The organism is Peterkaempfera bronchialis, assembly GCF_003258605.2.
Classification (GTDB): domain Bacteria; phylum Actinomycetota; class Actinomycetes; order Streptomycetales; family Streptomycetaceae; genus Peterkaempfera; species Peterkaempfera bronchialis.
On record NZ_CP031264.1, the window covers coordinates 3580482 to 3599986 of the forward strand.

The following is a 19505-nucleotide window of genomic DNA, read 5'->3' on the forward strand; positions in this document are numbered from 1 at the left end:
CCGACCTCACGCCCTCCAAGGCGGCTTCCCGGCAGAGTCCGGTCACTCATATGGGTCATAATTCCGGTGTGCTTGTGAACGTGTTCACGTTCACAAGCGGACAAGGCTCGGCAGGTAGGAGTGACCCGTGGACCTAGCGCTGGCTCCCGAGACGATCGCCCGGTGGCAGTTCGGCGTCACCACCGTCTACCACTTTCTCTTCGTCCCCCTCACGATCAGTCTGGCCGCCATCACCGCAGGTCTGGAGACCGCGTGGGTGCGCACCGGCAAGGAGAAGTACTTCCACGCCACCAGGTTCTGGGGGAAGCTCTTCCTGATCAACATCGCGATGGGCGTGGTCACCGGCATCGTGCAGGAGTTCCAGTTCGGTATGAACTGGTCGGACTACTCCCGCTTCGTCGGTGATGTCTTCGGCGCCCCGCTGGCGATGGAGGCGCTGATCGCCTTCTTCTTCGAGTCCACCTTCATCGGGCTGTGGATCTTCGGCTGGGACCGGCTGCCCAAGAAGCTGCACTGCGCCACCATCTGGATGGTCGCCCTCGGCACCGTGCTGTCCGCGTACTTCATCCTCGCCGCCAACTCCTGGATGCAGCACCCCGTCGGGTACCGGATCGACCCGGCCACCGGCAAGGCGCAGCTCACCGACATCGGCGCGGTGCTCTTCCAGAACACCGCCCTGGCCCAGTTCGCCCACACCCTCACGGCGGCCTTCCTCACCGGCGGCGCCTTTGTGGTCGGTATCGCCTCCTTCCACCTCTGGCGCACCAAGCGCAGGCAGGGCGCGGGCAAGCCGGTCGACTCCAGGACGACGCTGGCGATGCGCACCTCGCTGCGGGTCGGCCTGGTCGTCGCGGTGGTCGCCGGGCTGGGCACCGCGCTCAGCGGCGACACCCTGGGCAAGGTGATGTTCGAGCAGCAGCCGATGAAGATGGCCTCCGCCGAGGCGCTGTGGGACAGCCAGGCGCCCGCCCCGTTCTCGGTCTTCGCGGTCGGCGACGTGGCCAAGGGCCACAACACGGTGGCGGTGGAGATCCCCGGACTGCTCTCCTTCCTGGCGCACAGCGACTTCCGCTCCGAGGTGCCCGGCATCAACAACCTGGCCGCCGCCGAGGCCGCCCGGTACGGCGGGGACGCCCAGGACTACCTGCCCAATGTGCCGGTCACCTACTGGGGCTTCCGCTGGATGATCGGGTTCGGCATGACCTCGTTCGCCTGTGCGCTGGCCGGGCTCTGGCTCACCCGCAGCCGCCGCTGGGTGGCCCCGGAGATGCGCACCGCCCCCGACGAGGTGCCCCGCCTGATGCTCACCCGCACCCGGGAGCTGGGCCCGTTCCTCACCCGGTGGGGCTGGCGGATCGGCATCCTCACCATGGGCTTCCCGCTGATCGCCAACTCCTGGGGGTGGATCTTCACCGAGATGGGCCGTCAGCCCTGGGTGGTCTTCGGCCTGATGCGCACCGCCGACGCGGTCTCCCCCGGGGTCTCCACCGCCGAGCAGCTCACCACCCTGATCGGCTTCACCCTGCTCTATGCCGCGCTGGCCGTGGTCGAGGTGAAGCTGCTGGTGAAGTACGCCAAGGCCGGACCGGTCAGCTCCGAGCGACCGCCGGAGAAGGACCCCACCCTGCGCGGCCCCTCGGGCGGCGACGGCGCCGCCGAAGACGCCGACAAGCCCCTCGCCTTCGCCTACTGACGGCCCGTCGCAGGAATCAGGAGACAGCGGACCATGCACCTCCACGACGTCTGGTTCATCCTCATCGCCGTCCTGTGGATCGGCTACTTCTTCCTCGAAGGGTTCGACTTCGGGATCGGCGTCCTCACCAGGCTGCTGGCGCGTGACGAGCGCGAGCGCCGGGTGCTCATCAACACCATCGGCCCGGTCTGGGACGGCAACGAGGTGTGGCTGCTCACCGCCGGCGGTGCCACCTTCGCCGCCTTCCCGGACTGGTACGCCACCCTCTTCTCCGGCTTCTACCTGCCGCTCTTCGCCATCCTGGTCTGCCTGATCATCCGGGGCGTGGCCTTCGAGTACCGTGCCAAGCGCGACGACGAGCGGTGGAAGCGGGCCTGGGAGCAGGCCATCTTCTGGACCTCGCTGCTGCCCGCCTTCCTCTGGGGCGTGGCCTTCGCCAACATCGTGCACGGCGTCGACATCGACCGCGACAAGGAGTACGTCGGCGGCGTCCTCGACCTGCTGAACCCGCACGCCCTGCTCGGCGGACTGCTGACGCTGACGCTCTTCACCTTCCACGGGGCCGTCTTCGCCGCCCTGAAGACCCTCGGCGACATCCGGCAGCGGGCCCGCGCCCTCGCCCAGCGGCTCGGCCTGGCCACCGCCGTGCTCGCCGCCGCGTTCCTCGGCTGGACCCAGGCCGACACCGGCAACGTCCGCAGCCTGGTCGCCCTGGTGGTGGCCGTCGCCGCGCTGCTCGGCGCACTGGCCCTCAACCGGGCGGGCCGCGAGGGCTGGGCGTTCATCTGCTCCGGCGCCGTGGTGGTGGCCGCCGTGGCCATGCTCTTCCTGGCGCTCTACCCGGACGTGATGCCCTCCACCCTGGACCCGGCCTGGAGCCTCACCGTCTCCAACGCCGCCTCCTCCGCGTACACCCTGAAGATCATGACCTGGGTGGCCGCGATCTTCACCCCGCTGGTGCTGCTCTACCAGAGCTGGACGTACTGGGTGTTCCGGAAGCGGATCGGCGTCCAGCACATCCCCGCCCCTGCCCACGCCCCTGCCCCAGTCGACCACGAGCCTGCCCCCGTCGACCCCGAAACCGCCCCGGCCCCGGCCGACCAGCCGTGAAGCCCGTCGACCCCCGGTTGCTCCGGTACGCCCGCGCCACCCGCGCCTTCCTCGCCTCCTCCGTGCTGCTCGGCGCGGTGGGCGCGGGCCTGGTGATCGCCCAGGCCGGACTGATCGCCGAGATCGTGGTCCGCGCCTTCCAGCAGCACGCCGGACCCGGCGACCTGCGCACCCCCCTGCTGCTGCTCGCCGCCACCGCCGCCGGACGGGCCGCCGTCGCCTGGCTCACCGAGCTGGCCGCGCACCGGGCCTGCGCCTCCGTCAAGTCCGAACTGCGGCTGAAGCTGCTCGACCACGCCACCCGGCTCGACCCGGCCGGCCGCTCCGGCACCCGGCGCACCGGCGAGCTGACCGCCCTGGCCACCCGGGGCGTGGACGCCCTGGACGACTACTTCTCCCGCTACCTCCCGCAACTGGCGCTCGCCGTCGTCGTCCCCGCCCTGGTGCTGCTGCGCATCCTCGGCGCCGACTGGATGTCCGCCGCCCTGATCGCGGGCACCCTGCCCCTGATCCCCCTTTTTATGGTGCTGATCGGCCTTGCCACACAGAGCCGGATGGACCGCCAGTGGCAGACCCTCGCCCGGCTCTCCCACCACTTCCTGGACGTCGTCGCCGGTCTGCCCACCCTCAAGGTCTTCGGCCGCGCCAAGGCGCAGGCCAAGGCCATCGCCGAGGTCACCGACGACTACCGCCGGGCCACCATGCGCACCCTGCGGATCGCCTTCATCTCCTCCTTCGCGCTGGAACTGCTCTCCACCCTCTCCGTCGCCCTGGTCGCCGTCTCCATCGGCTTCCGCCTGGTCGACGGCTCGCTGGACCTGGAGACCGGCCTGCTGGTGCTGATCCTCGCGCCGGAGGCATACCTCCCCATCCGCCAGGTCGGCACCCACTACCACGCCAGCGTCGAGGGCCTGACCGCCGCCGGTCAGGTCTTCGCCGTACTGGAGACCCCCCTCCCCCCGGCCGGACGCACCCCCGCGCCCGACCTCGCCGGGGCGGCCGTCACCGCCACCGGACTCACCGTCACCCACCCCGGACGCCGCATCCCGGCACTGCGCGGCGCCGACCTCTCCCTCGCCCCCGGCGAGACCCTCGCGCTCACCGGGCCCAGCGGCGCCGGCAAGTCCACCCTGCTCTCCGTGCTGCTCGGCTTCACCCGCCCCGACTCCGGCACCGTCCACATCACCGCCGCCGACGGCACCCGCCATGACCTCGCCGACCTCGACCCCGCCGACTGGCGGCGGCAGATCGCCTGGGTCCCCCAGCATCCGTACCTGTTCGCCGGCACCGTGGCCGACAACGTCCGCCTCGGCCGCCCCGAGGCCACCGACGCCGACGTCCGCTCCGCCCTGCACGCCGCCCACGCCCTCAACTTCACCGACAGGCTGCCACACGGCACTGACACCGCCCTCGGCGAAGGCGGCGCCGGCCTCTCCGCCGGGCAGCTCCGGCGGATCGCCCTGGCCCGCGCCTTCCTCGCCACCGACCGCCCGCTGGTGCTGCTGGACGAGCCCACCGCGAGCCTGGACGGGGAGAGCGAGGCCGCCGTCGTGGACGCCGTCCGCGCCCTGGCCGCCGACCCGCGCCGCACCGTCCTGCTGGTCGCCCACCGTCCCGCGCTGCTGGCCGCCGCCGACCGCCAAGTCCGGCTGCCCGCCCCGGACACAGCGGACTCGGCCGACCCGGCCGACCCGGGCACGCCCTCCACGCCCCCGGCCACTCCCGGCAGCCCGCCGCCGCTACCACCGCCGGAACCCCCGACCCCCAGACCCCCGCCCCGGGCGCCGGGCAGGCGGGCCGCTCCTCGCTGCGCCGCATCACCACCCTGGCCCGCGCCGCCACCCCCCGGGGCCGCCTCGCGCTGGCCGCGCTGCTCGGCAGCCTCGCCCTCGGCAGCGCCGTCGCCCTGCTGGCCACCTCCGGGTGGCTGATCTCCCGCGCCTCCCAGCAGCCGCCCATCCTCCACCTGATGGTGGCCGTCACCGCCGTCCGTGCCTTCGGCATCGGCCGCAGCGTCTTCCGCTACGCCGAGCGGCTGCTCTCCCACGACACCGTGCTGCGCGCCCTCGGCGGCCTGCGCACCGCCATCCACGCCCGGCTGGAACGGCTCGCCCCCGCCGCCCTGCACTCCGCCGCCGGATTCCGCCGGGGCGACCTGCTCTCCCGGCTGGTCTCCGACGTCGACGCCGTCCAGGACTGGTTCCTGCGCTGGCGGCTGCCGGCCGCCGCCGCCGTCACCGTCTCCGCCGCCGCCTGCCTCGGCCTGGCCGCGCTGCTGCCCGCCGCCGGCGCCGTGCTCGCCACCGGGCTGCTGCTGGCCGGCGCCGCCGTACCCGCCCTCTCCGGCACCCTGGCCCGCCGTACCGAACGCCGCACCGCACCCGCACGCGGCACCCTCGCCACCGGCGTCGTCGACCTGCTCACCGGCACCGCCGAACTCACCGCCTCCGGCGCCCTCCCCCGCAGGCTGGCCGCCGTCCGCGCCGCCGACGCCGACCTCACCCGCCTCGCCGCCCGCTCCGCCGCCACCGCCGGCCTCGGCTCCGGCCTGACCGCGCTGATCACCGGACTCACCGTGACCGCCGCCGCCGTCGTCGGCGTCCAGGGCGTCGCCGCCGGAACCCTGTCCGGCGTCTGCCTCGCCGTCGTGGTGCTCACCCCGCTCGCCGCCTTCGAGGCCGTCGCCGGGATGCCCGCCGCCGCCCAGTTCCGCCAGCGCGGCAAGGCCGCCGCCGCCCGGCTGACGGAGGTGCTGGACACCCCCGACCCGGTGCAGGAGCCCGAGCACCCCGCCCCGCTGCCCGCCACGCCCCTCCCGGTCACCGTCCGGGGCCTGCACGCCCGCTGGCCGGGACAGCGCACCGACGCCCTCGCCGGAGTGGACCTCGACCTCGCCGCCGGACGCCGCATCGCCGTGGTCGGCCCCTCCGGATCCGGCAAGTCCACCCTGGCCGCCGCCCTGCTGCGGTTCCTGGACCCCACCGCCGGGACCATCACCCTCGGCAGCGGTCCACAGGCTGTGGACAGCCGCCGGGCCGACGGCGACGGCATCCGCCGGGTGATCGGCCTCTGCGCCCAGGACGCCCATGTCTTCGACAGCTCGCTGCGGGAGAACCTGCGGCTGGCCCGCCCCACCGCCGACGACGCCGAGCTGCGCCGCGCGCTGGCCGCCGCCCGCCTGCTGACCTGGGTGGACTCCCTGCCGGACGGCCTGGACACCATGGTCGGCGAGCATGGCTCCCGGCTCTCCGGCGGCCAGCGGCAGCGGCTCGCCCTGGCCCGGGCGCTGCTGGCCGACTTCCCCGTACTGATCCTCGACGAGCCCGCCGAACACCTGGACCTGCCCACCGCCGACGCCCTCACCGCCGACCTGCTGGACGTCACCGCCGGCCGCACCACCCTGCTCATCACCCACCGGCTGGCCGGGCTGGCCGAAGCCGACGTGGACGAGGTGCTGGTGCTGGACGGCGGCCGGGTCGCGCAGCGGGGCCGCTGGGCCGAGCTGGTGGAGCAGGACGGCCCGCTGCGCGCACTCTGGGAGCGCGAGCAGCAGGCCGACCGGCTGCCGGTGGCGGTGTGACTCAGCCCCCGGCGAACCCGTTGCCCGTCCCTCGCAGCAGCTCCTCCACCACCAGCGCCACCCCATCCTCGTCATTGCCGGCGGTGTGGCGCCTGGTCGCCGCCAGCACCTCCGGATGGGCGTTGGCCACCGCGTAGGCGGTGCCCGCCCAGGCCAGCATCGGCAGGTCGTTCGGCATGTCGCCGAAGGCCACCACCTCCTCGGCCGACACCCCGCGCTCCTTGCACCAGCGGGCCAGGGTGCTGGCCTTGGACACCCCGGTGGCGCTGATCTCCAGCAGCGCGATCGGGCTGGAGCGGGTGAACTCCGCCAGCTCCCCCGCCGCCTCCCGGCCCCGCAGCAGGAAGACATCCGGGTCGAGTTCCGGGTGCCTGGCCAGGATCTTGAAGATCGACCGTGCCTCGGGTGCGGTCAGCAGCTCCTCCGCCGGGGCGATTCGGCCCACCGACTCCGCGTCCCACAGCAGCGCCGGATAGTCCGGCTCGTGCGAGAAGCCGGTCGGGTACTCAAAGGCGAACGAGGTGCCCGGCATCCCGCTCCGCAGCCGCTCCACCACCGCCAGCGCGTCCGCCGCCCGCAGCGGATGGCTCTCCAGCAGCGCCTGCCGCCGCACGTCGTACACCGCGCCGCCGTTGGAGCAGATCGCCACCCCATGGCCGCCGATGTGCCCGCTCACCGACTCCATCCAGCGCGGCGGCCGTCCGGTGACGAAGACGACATGCAGCCCGGCCTCCTCCGCCGCCGCCAGCGCGGCCTGCGTCCGGGGGGAGAGGGTGCCGTCGCTGCGCAGCAGCGTGCCGTCCAGGTCGGTGGCGACGATCCGCAGCCGGCGGGTGTGGCCCGGCCCGGCGGCATCGATGCCCTGGACGCCCTGCCGGTCTGGGGTGGGGGAGGTCGTAGTCACCGCTCCATCCTCGCCCACCGCCCCCGCCCGGGCCGCCTCCCGATCCCACCTGCGCCGGGCGGGCGATGCCCGGCATAGGGGCACCGGCATGCGTCTGAGCACTGTGATACTGCCGATCCACCGCTGGAACCAGGGCGGCCGGGAGGTGTGGCGGCGGGCCGAGGAGCTGGGGTTCCACGCCGCGTACACCTATGACCACCTGTCGTGGCGGACCTTCCGGGACGAGCCGTGGTTCGGGGCGGTGCCGACGCTGACCGCCGCCGCGGCGGTCACCGAGCGGATCCGGCTGGGGACCATGGTGACCCCGGTCAAGCCTCGTTCATGCATCACGGCCTGACCTGCGGATACCCCTGCGTGGACCGTGCCTGTGCGTGCAGATCTCAGATCGCCTCGACCGCGATGCGCGGATGGCACAGTCGTCGCAGGTCGTCCACGTCGCTGGTCACGACGGTCACATCGCCGTGTTCTGCGTGTGCTGTGGCGGCCACCATTGCGTCAATGGCGTACGTGTCACCGTGAAGCCCCTCCGCGGTCAGGAGCTTGCTCGCGGAGCGGGCGGTCTCTTCTGTGATCGGTCGCACCTTGGTGAGAGAGACCGCGAAGTCGAACGCCGCCTGGACGATCTCGGGATCGCGCGCTTCGACGAGGGTTGCCGCACTGGTCACGATCAGCAGATCGAGGGTGCGGGCGACATCCAACCACACCGCCATGTCGCGGTGCCGCCTCGACAGCTTGGACAGGGCTTCGCTGTCCAGGACGAGAGTGCCGCTCACGCAGCGTCCGCCGGCGAGGCGTCCCCACGGTGCGCAGTGTGGTGCGCCCGGATTCTCTCAGCGCGCGCCGCCACCTCGGCCTGGTCGACGGGACCGTGCTCGGCCTCGTACTCCGCGATGAACTCGTCCACAGCCTCACGCTGGAGCTGACGCTGCACGGCCTCCTCGATGTACGAGGAAACGCCCTGCTTGCCCGCGCGCGAGCGAATCGCTTCCAGGGTCTCGGCGCGCAGCGAAACGCTGGTGACACGAGTCTTGCCGGGGCGGGGAGCATCCATGATGCCTAGTGTAGTACATGATGTGTGAACGCTGCACTGCCTGCGATGACGGCGCGGGTAGTCGTCGTAGCAGCCGCAGACGTAGCGACTGCAGGTGCCGCGCGCTTCAGGGCCGCCCTGCACTCTGCGATGGCCGCCGGGCGGCGTGCTCACGCCGCTGCCTGAGCCGACGCATGACCAGTGTGTCCGGCTAGGGTCGGGCCCATGCGTCTGAGCACTGTGATACTGCCGATCCACCGCTGGAACCAGGGCGGCCGGGAGGTCTGGCGGCGGGCCGAGGAGCTGGGGTTCCACGCCGCGTACACCTATGACCACCTGTCGTGGCGGACCTTCCGGGACGAGCCGTGGTTCGGGGCGGTCCCTACGCTGACGGCCGCGGCGGCGGTCACCGAGCGGATCCGGCTGGGGACCATGGTGACCTCGCCCAACTTCCGCCACCCGGTGACCCTGGCCAAGGACCTGATGTCGGTCGACGACATCTCGGGCGGGCGGCTGACGGTGGGGATCGGGGCCGGCGGGACCGGGTTCGATGCGACGGCGCTGGGGCAGGAGGCGTGGACGGCCAGGGAGCGGGCGGACCGGTTCGGGGAGTTTGTGTCGCTGCTGGACCGGCTGCTCAGGGACGAGGTGACCACGGCGGAGGGCCGGTTCTACTCGGCGCACGAGGCCCGGATGGTGCCGGGCTGTGTGCAGCGGCCCCGGCTTCCGCTCCATGTGGCGGCGACCGGACCGCGCGGGCTGCGGCTGGCCGCCGAGTACGGGCAGGGCTGGATCTCCTACGGCGACCCGCGAGGGCCGGGCGACCTTCCGGCGGAGGAGTGCCCCGGAGTGATCGCCGGGCAGCTCGCCCGGCTGGCCGACGCCTGTGCGGCGGTGGGCCGGGATCCGGGCGGGCTGGAGAAGGTGCTGCTCCAGGGGTCCACCCGGGAGCGGCCGCTGGACTCGCTGGATGCCTTTGTCGATTACGCGGGCCGCTACCGGGAGCTGGGCATCACGGAGATCGTCATCCACTGGCCGGTCCCCGGGTCGATCTTCGAAGCCGATCCGGCCGTCTTCGAGCGCATCGCCACGGAGGGTCTCGCGCAGCTCGGCTGAGCGCGGTCCGGGTGCATTCCGGGTGGGTAACGAATCGCGCTCCCGTATTCGAGCAGTTGTGGACACCTCAGACATAAGCGCGTTGTCGGTGTCCGAACCGATGGACATAATCGCAGCTCAACCGCGTTCGAGGGTCGGCTGGGCGGGACAGCCGGACCGGCCTGGACGGGTACAGATCCCCACCATCCGGGAGTGAGCCGTGCACCCGCCCGAGCCGGAGGCGGCGGCGACGCCGCCCGCTGACGCACCGTCCGCAGCGCCGTCGCCCCCGCAGCCCGCCGCCGGGCCGCGCCGGCTGCCTCGGGTGCTGACGGTCGCGCTGGCCGCCGCCGGGCTGCTGGCCGTCACCGCGGCGAGCGCTGCGGTGACGGTGGCGGTGGGGCGTCCCGAGCGGCCCGGCCCGACGACGCTGGCCGCCCCGGCGGCTGCCCCCTCCGCGAGCCCGTCCGACGCCGCGAGCCCGGCGGCGTCGGCGAGCCCGGCGGTGCCGGACTCCGCACCGCCGCCCTCGCCGACCGCGAGTCCCACACCGCGCTCGACGGTCACCGGCCGGGTGGCGGACGGGGTGCACTCCGGCGATCTGCGCTTCTTCCTGCTGCCGGTGCCGAAGGGCGCCGAGGTGTACGGGCAGCCGGACGGGACCACGCTCTCGCTCGCAGCGGTCGCCAAGGGGTTCGACAACGCCGGTGAGACCCGGCGCATCCTGCGCGACTACGACTTCCGCAGCGCCGCCTACCGCTCCTACCGGGCCGAGGACGGCTCCGCCGAGGTGACCTCCCGGCTGATCCGCTTCGGCAGCTCCGTAAGGGCGAAGTGGTTCGTCCAGGGGATGTCGATGGGCGGCACCGCCTTCACTGTTCCCGGGGTCGACGGAGCCCGGGGCTTCCTCTTCAAGCCCGAGGAAGAGGGGGAGACCGGCCAACTCATCGGCCACTTCCACCAGGGCGATGTGGAGGTCGAGATCACCGTCGCGGTCAAGGGCAACCCGGACAAGGCGCTGCTCGCCGACCTGATGAAGCGCCAGCAGAAGCGGCTGAGCACCGGCCGCTGAGCCGCTGAGCCGCTGAGCCGCTGAGCCGCTGCGGCGCCCCCCGTACCCGACGACGACCCCCCGTGGAGCACCCCTTGACCACCGACGGCGCGGAGCAGCGCCCTCCCGGCCCGGCACCGGAGTTCGACCCCTGGCAGCCCTTCACCCCCGGCGAGCGAGCCGCACTGCCGCCCGCCCTCCCCGCTCCCGGCACCGAATCCGGGCCCGCCCCCGCAGCCCCCGCCGCCGGCGGACCGCGCTGCTGCTCTCCGCCGCCCTGCTGCTCGGCGTCCTCGGCGGCGGCGGGGTCGGCTACGCCGTCCAGGCGGGCCGCCCGCCCACCCCGCTGCCGCCGCTCGCGGCAGCCACGCCCAGCTACCCGGCCCGGCCGCTGGACGCAGAGGCCGCCGCCGCCCAGGAGCCCGACCCGCTGCCCCTCGACGGCGACCTGCGCAAGCTGCTGGTCAAGAAGCCCAAGGGTGCCAAGGAGTGGGACTTCCTGCCCGGCAAGGACGGCTGGATGCCGGCCGACCAGATGGCGCTGATGTGGGGCGAGTCGGCCACCGCCTTCACCACGCTGCTCGGCGAAGGCTTCCGCCGGGCCGCCATGACCAGCTGGCTGGAGGGCGACACCGACTTCCGGGTCCGCCTCATCCAGTACGGGCCCGCCGACACCCGCTCGGCCGTGGCGGCGGTGCAGGACGCCGCCGACTGCGGCCACTTCACCGATGACCCCTGCACCTCGCGCGCCATCCCGGGGACGGTCGACGGCGTCGCCTATGTCACCCGGCGGAGCGAGACGTACCACGAGTCCAAGAAGCACTTCTACCGGGGACTCGCCGTGGCCCGCCGAGGGAATGTGGAGATGCGCATCGACGTCCACTCCCCGCGGAAGGTGGACCTCGACCGGGTCCTCGACCTCGCCAAGCGCCAGTGGGAGCGGCTGTGACCGACCAGCAGAACCCGGCCGGCCAGGACCCGGCACGGACCCAGTCCGCCCAGCCCGCCCAGTCCGCCCAGCCCGCCCGGCGCCGCACCGCGCTGCGGTCGCTGGCCGCCGTCCTGGCCGCCGCCGCCGTGGGCGTCGGCATCGGCGAGGTACTGCTGCACACCCGCTACCAGGACGAGGCACCCGCCGCCGCCCCCGTAGCGGCCGGACCCGCGCCGACCGCCCCCGCACCCTCGGCCTCGCCGTCGCCCTCCTGGGGAGCTGGTGGGCTTCGGCTCGGACGCGGAGGCGCATGAGCTCTATTCCGTCCTGTTGCTGGAGAAGCTGACGGCGGTACCGGACGCGACCAGCACGGCGACGGACCTCAGCCTCCCCCACTGGGTCAACGCCAACCCGGTGGCCGGGCGCAAGCAGGTCGGCGGGGAGCGCCGGGACGTGGCCCGGGCCGTGCTGCTGGAGGCCGGCGACCTGGTCGGCGCCGTTCTGATGACCAATTCGAAGGGCGTGCCGGACGCCGCATTCCGTCAGGTCGTGTCCGACCAGGGAGCGCTGCTCGGCTGAGCCCCGCCGACGCGGCCGGGGGCCTACCCCTAGGGGTAGGCCCCCGGCGCGTACGCCTCAGGGATCAGGGTGCACTCAGCTTCCGAGGGCATGCCGCACCCACCCCGCACCCGCTAGGTTTCTCAGCGTGTCGTCAGTTATCACCACGGACAGCCTCACCAAGAGGTTCCCCCGGGTCACCGCCCTCGACCGGCTCACCGTCGATGTCCAGCCAGGCGTCGTCGGCCTGGTCGGATCCAACGGCGCGGGCAAGTCCACGCTGATCAAGATCCTGCTCGGGCTGGCCCCCGCCACCTCCGGCACCGCCCGGGTCCTGGGCCTGGACGTCGCCACCGAGGGGCCCGCCATCCGCGAGCGGGTGGGCTATATGCCGGAGCACGACTGCCTGCCGCCGGATGTGTCGGCCACCGAGTTCGTCGTCCATATGGCGCGGATGTCGGGGCTGCCCGCCGCCGCCGCCCGCGAGCGCACCGCCGACACGCTGCGCCACGTGGGTCTGTACGAGGAGCGCTACCGCCCCATCGGCGGCTACTCCACGGGCATGAAGCAGCGGGTCAAGCTCGCCCAGGCGCTGGTCCACGACCCGCAGCTGGTGCTGCTGGACGAGCCCACCAACGGCCTGGACCCGGTCGGCCGCGACGACATGCTGGGCCTGATCCGCCGGATCCACAGCGACTTCGGCATCTCCGTGCTGGTCACCTCGCACCTGCTGGGCGAGCTGGAGCGGACCTGCGACCACCTGGTGGTCATCGACGGCGGGCAACTGCTGCGCTCCTCCTCCACCGCCTCCTTCACCGAGGCCACCCAGGTGCTGGCCATCGAGGTCACCGACGACGAGGAGCACCCCGGGACCGACTCCGACGCCGCCGTGCGCGACCGCCTCACCGCCGCCGGCCTCACCGTGCGGTCCGACGGCGCGGGCACCGGCGGCACGGGGTCCGGCGGGAGCGAACTCGGCGGCCGGATCATGCTGGTGGAGATCGAGGACGACGACACCTACGACACCGTCATCAGCACCGTCGCCGACCTCGGCCTCGGCCTGGTCCGCATGGAGCAGCGCCGCCACCGGGTCGTGGAGATCTTCAACGACGCCCCGGACGCCCCCGACGCCCCGGCTGCCCCTGACGCCCCTGGCACTGCGACCGCGCCGGCCGCCCTGGCCGCCGCCACCTCCAGCCCCGACCCGCAGGAAGGGGGGCCCGCAGATGCCGGTGCCGCCTGAGGCCGCAGCCGCACCCCCCAGGTCCGGGGTGATCCACAACATCGGCTACCGCAACTACACCGGCCCCCGGCTGGGCCGTGGCTACGCCACCCGCTCCCTCCTGGTGCACAGCCTCCGCGGCGCCTACGGCCTCGGCCGCTCGGCGAAGTCCAAGGTGCTGCCGATGGTGCTGCTCGCGGCGATGTGCCTGCCCGCCCTGATCCTGGTCGCACTGGCGGTCTCCCTGGACCGGGACGAGCTGCCGGTGGACCCCGCCGCCTATGTCTCCAACACCAGCACCCTGCTCGGCCTCTTCCTCGCCGCCCAGGCACCGGTGGCGCTCTCCCGCGACCTGCGGTTCATGACCGTGCCGCTCTACTTCTCCCGGCCGCTCACCCGCACCGACTACGTACGGGCCAAGTTCGGCGCGATGACCGCAGCCCTGCTGGTCCTGACCGCCCTGCCGGTCGTCATCCTCTACGCGGGCGCGCTGCTGGCCGGCATGGACGTCGGCCACAACACCGCGCAGGCCCTCTACGGCCTGGGCACCGCACTGCTCTACTCCGTGCTGTACGCGGCCATCGGCCTGCTGGTCGCCGCCACCACCCCGCGACGCGGCTTCGGCGTCGCGGCGATCATCGGCGTACTGATCGTCTCCACCAGCGTGGCCGGGATCGCCTGGGCGCTCTTCCACAGCAGCGGCCACGCGGCCGCCGCCAACTGGGCCGGGCTGCTCTCCCCGTCCACCCTGGTCGACTCGCTCTCCACCTGGCTCTTCCGGCTGCCGCACAGCGCCGGGCCGAGCTGGCCGCCGTCCACCGGCGCGGGTGTCGTCTTCCTCGCCGAGTTCGCCGTGATCACCGCCGCCGCGTATGCGCTGCTGCTGCGCCGCTACCGGAAGTTCTGACAGGGAGTCAGCCAGACCATGGCCACCATCAGCATCGACGGCGTCTCCCGCTGGTTCGGCAACGTCGTCGCCGTCAACGACATCTCCGTACGGATCGGGCCCGGCGTCACCGGCCTGCTCGGCCCCAACGGCGCCGGCAAGTCCACCCTCATCCATATGATGAGCGGCTTCCTGGCGCCCTCCGCCGGGACCGTCACCCTGGACGGACAGCCCATCTGGCGCAACCAGCAGACCTACCGGCAGATCGGCCTGGTCCCCGAGCGGGAGTCGATGTACGACTTCCTCACCGGCTGGCAGTTCGTGCTGGCCAACGCCGAACTGCACGGCCTCCCCGACCCCGGCGCCGCCGCCGCCCGGGCCCTGGCCACCGTGGAGATGGAGTACGCCCAGGACCGGAAGACCGGCACCTACTCCAAGGGCATGAAGCAGCGGGTCAAGATGGCCTCCGCCCTGGTCCACGACCCGGCGGTACTCCTCCTCGACGAGCCGTTCAACGGCATGGACCCCCGCCAGCGCCTCCACCTGATGGAACTGCTGCGCCGCTTCGGCGCCGAGGGCCGCACCGTGCTCTTCTCCTCCCACATCCTGGAGGAGGTCGAGCAGCTCGCCCGCCATATCGAGGTGGTCGTCGCCGGCCGCCACGCCGCCTCCGGCGACTTCCGCCGCATCCGCCGGCTGATGACCGACCGCCCGCACCGCTACCTGGTCCGCTCCAGCGACGACCGGGCCCTGGCCGCCGCCCTGATCGCCGACGCCTCCACCAGCGGCATCGAACTCGACCGCCAGGAGAACGCGTTGCGTATCCAGGCCGTCGACTTCCACCGCTTCGCCCGGCTGCTGCCGCGCGTCGCCAAGGAGGCCGGCATCCGGCTGTACACCGTCTCCCCGGCCGACGAGTCGCTGGAGAGCGTCTTCTCCTACCTCGTCGCCTCCTGACCTCCGTCGCCTCCCGACCGACCCCCACCCGCCCAGGGAAAGGCCCACCACCGTGAACCCGACCGTCGCCAGGCTGACCGTACGCGGCCTGCTGGGGCGCCGCCGCGGCGTCCTGCTGCTGGTCGTCCCCGCGCTGCTGCTGCTCCTCGCGGTGCTGGTGCGGGTCGCCAACGGGAAGGACCAGGACATCGCCGTCCAGGTCCTCGGCACCCTCGCCCTCGGCACCCTGGTCCCGCTGCTCGGCCTGATCGCCGGCACCGGCGCCATCTCCTCCGAGATCGACGACGGCTCCATCGTCTATCTGCTGGCCAAGCCGCAGCCCCGCTGGAAGATCATCGTCACCAAGCTGGTGGTCGCCGTCGGCTGCACCACCGCCTTCGCGGCTCTGCCCACCTTCCTGGCCGGGCTGATCCTCTACGGCACCACCGACGGGCTGGCCATCGGCTACGGTCTGGGCGCGCTGGTGGCCGGTGCGGCCTACAGCGCGGTCTTCCTGCTGCTCGGCGTGGCCACCAGGCACGCCGTGGTGGTCGGCCTGATGTACTCCCTCATCTGGGAGAGCCTGGTCGGCAACTTCGTGCACGGCGCCCGCACCCTCTCCGTCCAGCAGTGGGGCCTCTCGCTCGCCAAGGCGGTCGCCGAGCCCGGCGTGATCACCGCCGATGTCTCGCTCTCGGTCGCCGTCCCGCTGCTGCTGCTGGTCACCCTGGCCGCCACCGCCTTCGCCTCGGTACGGCTGGCCGGGCTCACCCTGGCCGGCGAGGAGTAACCCCGGCCGAATCCAGGGTCCACGTCGACCGGAATATATTCGCTTGCCCCTGCTCTGCTGCCGTGGTAGAAACTCGCGGAAGTCTTCACATCTGGGGGGTAGGATGAAGAAATACTTTTCGGTCATTCCGGCGGTGCTGGCCCTGGCCTTTGCCGGATCGACGGTGGCACAGGCGGAGATAACGGATCCATCGGCGGCGCCGGGGGTTCGCATGCTGACGCTCAACTCCTGCGGCATCACCTGTGCGTACCCCACGCTCTCCACCACCAATGCGAATTCCGCAGCGGGCGACTGGGCGACCAACACCGCCCATGCAATGGACAACTGGGATGCCGACGCGGTGATGCTCACCGAGGTCTGCTACGGCCAGTACGCGGCCCTGAAGACCAGGATGGCGTCGCCGCGCACCGGCTCCTACACGGACAACGACACCTATGACGCGGAGTGGTACACGCCCGGTGGGCGGGAGTCGGCCGGGTGCGGCCGCTGGGGGACCGACCACCGGTTCGGGCTCGCCGTGCTGGTGAAGGGCGGGTCGGACGCCATCACCGAAAGGCTGACGAAGTACCTCACCCTGGACCCGGCCGATTCCAACCAGAACAACCACCGGGGGATACTCTGCGCCAAAGCGAAGATTGACGGCAAGAACGCCATGACATGCGTGACCCACCCCAGCCAGGTATCCGTCGCGGGCCGGACCAAGCAGATCCAGGAGGCGCTGGCCGCCGTGCAGAGCTGGGCCGGTACGACGCCGGTCATCCTCGGCGGCGATTTCAATGCGCAGCCCCTCGACCAGGAAATGGGATTGCTGTACTCGTCGGCCCACCCCGGCGGCACCGGCCAGTTCTCGGAGGTCGACGAGACCGACCAGCGGTACTTCGCCGCCTCCTGCGCCGGGAAGTCCATCTGCCGTTCCGGAGAGGACACCTTCGGGTCGACCGCGGCGAACTCCAAGAAGATCGACTACATTTTCGCCACCACCGCCCACTTCAAGGACTTCTACGGCGACGCCGCCCAGCGGGACATCGTGAACTGGTCCGACCACAGTCTGCTGCGCGGGGCAGCCGCCTGGCGCTAGGCGGCGCCGAGCCAGTACCGCTAGCCGAGCACCCGGTCGCGGCCGGCGCCGAAGCCGGCCAGCGCGGCCACCGCGCAGAGCAGCAGCATCAGCGCCAGCGGCACCGTCCAGCCGCCGGTCGCCTGGTGCAGCGCGCCCGCCGCCACCGGGCCGGACGCGGCCACCAGATAGCCGACGGTCTGCGTCATGCCCGAGAGCTGCGCGGCCACCGCCGAGCCGCCCGCCCGCAGCACGATGAAGGAGAGGCCCAGGCCCAGCGAACCGCCCTGCGCCACCCCCAGCAGCAGCGCGCACACCCATGCCCATGCCCCGGCGCCGGGTGCCACCAGCAGTCCGGCGATGCCGAGCGCATTGAGCGTCACCATGGCCACCGCCAAGCCCCGCTGACGGCGCATCCGCCCCGCCAGCAGCGGCACCGCGAACGCCCCGGCCACCTGCACCAGGTTGCTGAAGGCGAAGACCAGGCCCGCCGTGCCCCGGTCCATGCCGTGGTCGGCCAGGATCGTCGGCATCCAGGCCACCAGCGAGTAGACCAGCAGCGACGAGATGCCCATGAAGACGCTGATCTGCCAGGCCGTCACGGAGCGCCACACCCGTACCACCGGGGCGGCGCCCGCCACCGGGGAACCGGCCGCCGCCCCGGCCCGGCCGCGCAGCAGCTGCGGCAGCCAGCCGACCGCCGCGACCAGCGCCAGCACCGACCAGAAGCCCAGCGAGAAGCGCCAGCCGCCGCCCAGCGCCCGCTCCAGCGGCACCGAGACCGCCGCCGCCAGCGTGGCGCCGACCAGCATCGCGGTGGAGTACACCCCCGTCATCGCCGCCGCCCGGTCCGGGAACTCCCGCTTGATCAGGCTGGGCATCGCCACATTGAGCACGGAGATCGCCACCCCGATCACCACACAGCCCGCGTAGAGCGCCGCCACCGTCGGCAGCACCCGCAGCAGCACCCCGCCCGCCAGCAGCAGCACCGCGCCCAGCACCACCCGCTCCACGCCATGCCGCCGCACCAGTCGCGGCGTCAACGGCGCCCCGACGCCCTGGAAGAGCACCGGCACGGCCGTGATCAGACCGCTGGCGGTGGCCGACAGCCCCAGGCTGCGCTGCACCTCGGCGACCATCGGGGAGACCGCCGCCAGGCAGGCCCGCATATTCAGGGCCACCAGCACGATGCCGGCCAGCAGCAGCCCGGGGTGGACCAGCCGGTCCCGCAGGGCCGCCCGGTCGGCCCTCGCCCGCCTCTGCGGCGCCGGACCGGTCAGCGGCGGGGACTGGGGGGAGTCGGTGACGGGCATGGGCGGGCGGCACTCCTCTCGGTGCGTGTACGGCGCATCAGGGCGCGCGGCAGCGCGGCACCCCGGCGGGGACACGGAAGGACGAACGGAAACAGGAAAGGGGACAGGAAAGCGAACAGGACGCGGGACGGGCCTGCTACTTGCGGGCCGCGTTCTCGGCCAGCAACTGCTCCACGGCGGCCGTCGGCTCCGCGAGCAGGGCCCGGCAGGCGGCCTCGGCCCGCTCAGGGTCGCCGCTCTCGATGGCGTCCACCATGGCGGCATGGGTGTCCACGGCCACCTCGGGCATCTCATGGTCGCCGAAGGCCGCCTGCATGGCCTCGCGCACGGAAGCACCGAAGTAGCGGTACACCTCGGCGAGCGCCGGGTTGTGCGCGGCGTCCACCACGGCGGTGTGGAACTCCAGGTCGTGCTCGACGGTCGCCCCGCGCCCCGCCCGCTCCGGATGCGCCGCCAGCACCGCGGCCTCCGCCGCCAGCGCGGCCCGCATCCGGGCCAGGTCCTCGGGGGTGTGCCGTACGGCTGCCAGCCGGGCGGCCTCCACCTCCAGCGAGCGCCGCACCTCCAGCACATCGCGTACGCCCGAACGCTGCACCCCGCGCAGCACCGACGCCGGGTCGCTGGTGGAGCGGACGAAGGTGCCCTCGCCCTGCCGGGAGACCAGCATGCCGGCGTGCACCAGCACCCGGACCGCCTCGCGCACCGTGTTCCGGCCCACCTGCAACCGCTCGGCCAGCTCATGCTCGGTCGGGATGCGGTCACCGACCTGCCAGGCACCGGAGGCCAACTGCTCCCGCAGCTGTTCGATGGCGGCGTCGACCAGCGAGCGGCGTCCGGCCGCGTGCAGGGTCCCTCCGGTCATGCGCCGCCCACCTCCAGCCGTGCTTCAGTCATCCTGCTGCCCGGTCATCCTACAACTCGCCGACCACGACCCCGCCGGGGGTGTGGCCGGAGGGCGTTCAAGGGTCAGCGCCACGCCGTCTTCGTCGGCTGCCCGATCAACTCGCCCCACCGTTCCCCCGCCGGAGGTGTGACCAGAAGGGAGGTCCGGGCTACGGGTGTGGCCGGAGGGCGTTCCAGGGTCAGCGCCACGCCGTCCTCGTCGGCCGCCCGATCAACCTGCAACTCGCTCCACCGTTCTCCCGCCGGGGGTGTGACCGGAGGGGGGCCGGGCTACGGGTGTGGCCGGAGGGCGTTGCAGGACCAGCGCCACGCCGTCTTCGTCGGCTGCCCGGTCATCCTGCGACCCGCCCCACTGTTCCCCTGCCGGGGGTGTGGCTGGAGGGGGGCCGGGCTACGGGTGCGGCCGGAGGGCGTTCCAGGGCCGGGTCACGCTGTCCTCGTTGGTC

Annotated in this window: 17 protein-coding genes and 2 pseudogenes; 14 read left to right on the top strand and 5 right to left on the bottom strand. The window is 72.9% G+C overall.

What is annotated here, in order from left to right; genetic code table 11:
- Window positions 1-127: 127 nt before the first annotated feature.
- The 3 genes and pseudogenes from C7M71_RS15875 (at window position 128) to cydD (ending at window position 6383) form a co-directional block, all read left to right on the top strand.
- Window positions 128-1693, top strand: a complete 1566-nt coding sequence (locus C7M71_RS15875) for a cytochrome ubiquinol oxidase subunit I (RefSeq protein ID WP_111493130.1) — start codon at window positions 128-130, stop codon at window positions 1691-1693.
- Between the two features lie 33 nt (window positions 1694-1726).
- A complete protein-coding gene (cydB, locus tag C7M71_RS15880; RefSeq protein WP_111493129.1) occupies window positions 1727-2803 on the top strand; it encodes a cytochrome d ubiquinol oxidase subunit II in 1077 nt (358 codons plus the stop codon).
- Window positions 2800-6383, top strand: a pseudogene (cydD, locus tag C7M71_RS33225) (thiol reductant ABC exporter subunit CydD). The gene cydB and the pseudogene cydD overlap by 4 nt, the downstream one beginning before the upstream one ends.
- A gap of 1 nt (window position 6384) precedes the next feature.
- On the opposite strand, the gene C7M71_RS15890 reads toward cydD, so the two are convergent.
- Window positions 6385-7287: an HAD family hydrolase gene (locus tag C7M71_RS15890; RefSeq protein ID WP_229758754.1), complete on the bottom strand. Its 903-nt coding sequence runs from the start codon at window positions 7285-7287 to the stop codon at window positions 6385-6387.
- A gap of 88 nt (window positions 7288-7375) precedes the next feature.
- Between C7M71_RS15890 and C7M71_RS15895 the strand changes: the two are divergent.
- Window positions 7376-7618: pseudogene (locus C7M71_RS15895) on the top strand (LLM class flavin-dependent oxidoreductase); the annotation flags it as partial.
- Between the two features lie 49 nt (window positions 7619-7667).
- Here C7M71_RS15895 and C7M71_RS15900 read toward each other — a convergent pair.
- Together C7M71_RS15900 and C7M71_RS15905 are read right to left on the bottom strand one after the other, a co-directional pair.
- Complete coding sequence (locus tag C7M71_RS15900; RefSeq protein WP_111494832.1) at window positions 7668-8060, bottom strand: type II toxin-antitoxin system VapC family toxin; 393 nt, start codon at window positions 8058-8060, stop codon at window positions 7668-7670.
- Window positions 8057-8338, bottom strand: a complete 282-nt coding sequence (locus C7M71_RS15905; protein ID WP_111494834.1) for a hypothetical protein — start codon at window positions 8336-8338, stop codon at window positions 8057-8059. Before C7M71_RS15905 ends, C7M71_RS15900 begins: the two co-directional genes overlap by 4 nt.
- Before the next feature lie 204 nt (window positions 8339-8542).
- Between C7M71_RS15905 and C7M71_RS15910 the strand changes: the two genes are divergently transcribed.
- The 10 genes from C7M71_RS15910 (at window position 8543) to C7M71_RS15960 (ending at window position 16864) form a co-directional block, all read left to right on the top strand.
- Window positions 8543-9433, top strand: coding sequence for an LLM class flavin-dependent oxidoreductase (locus tag C7M71_RS15910; protein ID WP_111494836.1), 891 nt, complete (start codon window positions 8543-8545; stop codon window positions 9431-9433).
- A 199-nt stretch (window positions 9434-9632) separates the two neighbouring features.
- A complete protein-coding gene (locus tag C7M71_RS30685) occupies window positions 9633-10484 on the top strand; it encodes a hypothetical protein (protein WP_162824266.1) in 852 nt (283 codons plus the stop codon).
- Window positions 10485-10983: 499 nt separating this feature from the next.
- Window positions 10984-11412, top strand: a complete 429-nt coding sequence (locus C7M71_RS15925; protein WP_114914388.1) for a hypothetical protein — start codon at window positions 10984-10986, stop codon at window positions 11410-11412.
- Window positions 11409-11708, top strand: coding sequence for a hypothetical protein (locus C7M71_RS15930; protein WP_111492367.1), 300 nt, complete (start codon window positions 11409-11411; stop codon window positions 11706-11708). Before C7M71_RS15925 ends, C7M71_RS15930 begins: the two co-directional genes overlap by 4 nt.
- Before the next feature lie 16 nt (window positions 11709-11724).
- Window positions 11725-11973 (top strand): hypothetical protein, encoded by a 249-nt coding sequence (locus tag C7M71_RS15935; RefSeq protein ID WP_162824267.1) that lies wholly within the window; start codon window positions 11725-11727, stop codon window positions 11971-11973.
- A 127-nt stretch (window positions 11974-12100) separates the two neighbouring features.
- Window positions 12101-13195, top strand: a complete 1095-nt coding sequence (locus tag C7M71_RS15940; protein WP_111492365.1) for an ABC transporter ATP-binding protein — start codon at window positions 12101-12103, stop codon at window positions 13193-13195.
- Complete coding sequence (locus C7M71_RS15945) at window positions 13179-14081, top strand: ABC transporter permease (protein WP_111492364.1); 903 nt, start codon at window positions 13179-13181, stop codon at window positions 14079-14081. The genes C7M71_RS15940 and C7M71_RS15945 overlap by 17 nt, the downstream gene beginning before the upstream one ends.
- Window positions 14082-14099: 18 nt before the next feature.
- Complete coding sequence (locus tag C7M71_RS15950; protein WP_111492363.1) at window positions 14100-15017, top strand: ABC transporter ATP-binding protein; 918 nt, start codon at window positions 14100-14102, stop codon at window positions 15015-15017.
- A gap of 52 nt (window positions 15018-15069) precedes the next feature.
- Entirely contained in the window at window positions 15070-15786 is a 717-nt protein-coding gene (locus C7M71_RS15955; protein ID WP_111492362.1) for an ABC transporter permease, read from the top strand.
- A gap of 211 nt (window positions 15787-15997) precedes the next feature.
- Window positions 15998-16864 (top strand): endonuclease/exonuclease/phosphatase family protein, encoded by an 867-nt coding sequence (locus C7M71_RS15960; protein WP_162824268.1) that lies wholly within the window; start codon window positions 15998-16000, stop codon window positions 16862-16864.
- A gap of 20 nt (window positions 16865-16884) precedes the next feature.
- Here the strand turns inward: C7M71_RS15960 and C7M71_RS15965 are convergent, their stop codons facing one another.
- Both C7M71_RS15965 and C7M71_RS15970 read right to left on the bottom strand, forming a co-directional pair.
- Window positions 16885-18156, bottom strand: a complete 1272-nt coding sequence (locus C7M71_RS15965) for a CynX/NimT family MFS transporter (RefSeq protein ID WP_111492360.1) — start codon at window positions 18154-18156, stop codon at window positions 16885-16887.
- Between the two features lie 136 nt (window positions 18157-18292).
- A complete protein-coding gene (locus C7M71_RS15970) occupies window positions 18293-19018 on the bottom strand; it encodes a FadR/GntR family transcriptional regulator (RefSeq protein WP_111492359.1) in 726 nt (241 codons plus the stop codon).
- Window positions 19019-19505 lie beyond the last annotated feature (487 nt).

Coding starts and splice junctions, on each gene's coding strand:
- C7M71_RS15965 (WP_111492360.1), bottom strand. CDS start 18,156: ATGCCCGTCACCGACTCCCCCCAGTCCCCGCCGCTGACCGGTCCGGCG.
- C7M71_RS15970 (WP_111492359.1), bottom strand. CDS start 19,018: ATGACCGGAGGGACCCTGCACGCGGCCGGACGCCGCTCGCTGGTCGAC.
- C7M71_RS15925 (WP_114914388.1), top strand. CDS start 10,984: ATGCCGGCCGACCAGATGGCGCTGATGTGGGGCGAGTCGGCCACCGCC.
- C7M71_RS15910 (WP_111494836.1), top strand. CDS start 8,543: ATGCGTCTGAGCACTGTGATACTGCCGATCCACCGCTGGAACCAGGGC.
- C7M71_RS15905 (WP_111494834.1), bottom strand. CDS start 8,338: ATGGATGCTCCCCGCCCCGGCAAGACTCGTGTCACCAGCGTTTCGCTG.
- C7M71_RS15950 (WP_111492363.1), top strand. CDS start 14,100: ATGGCCACCATCAGCATCGACGGCGTCTCCCGCTGGTTCGGCAACGTC.
- C7M71_RS15945 (WP_111492364.1), top strand. CDS start 13,179: ATGCCGGTGCCGCCTGAGGCCGCAGCCGCACCCCCCAGGTCCGGGGTG.
- C7M71_RS15960 (WP_162824268.1), top strand. CDS start 15,998: ATGCTGACGCTCAACTCCTGCGGCATCACCTGTGCGTACCCCACGCTC.
- cydB (WP_111493129.1), top strand. CDS start 1,727: ATGCACCTCCACGACGTCTGGTTCATCCTCATCGCCGTCCTGTGGATC.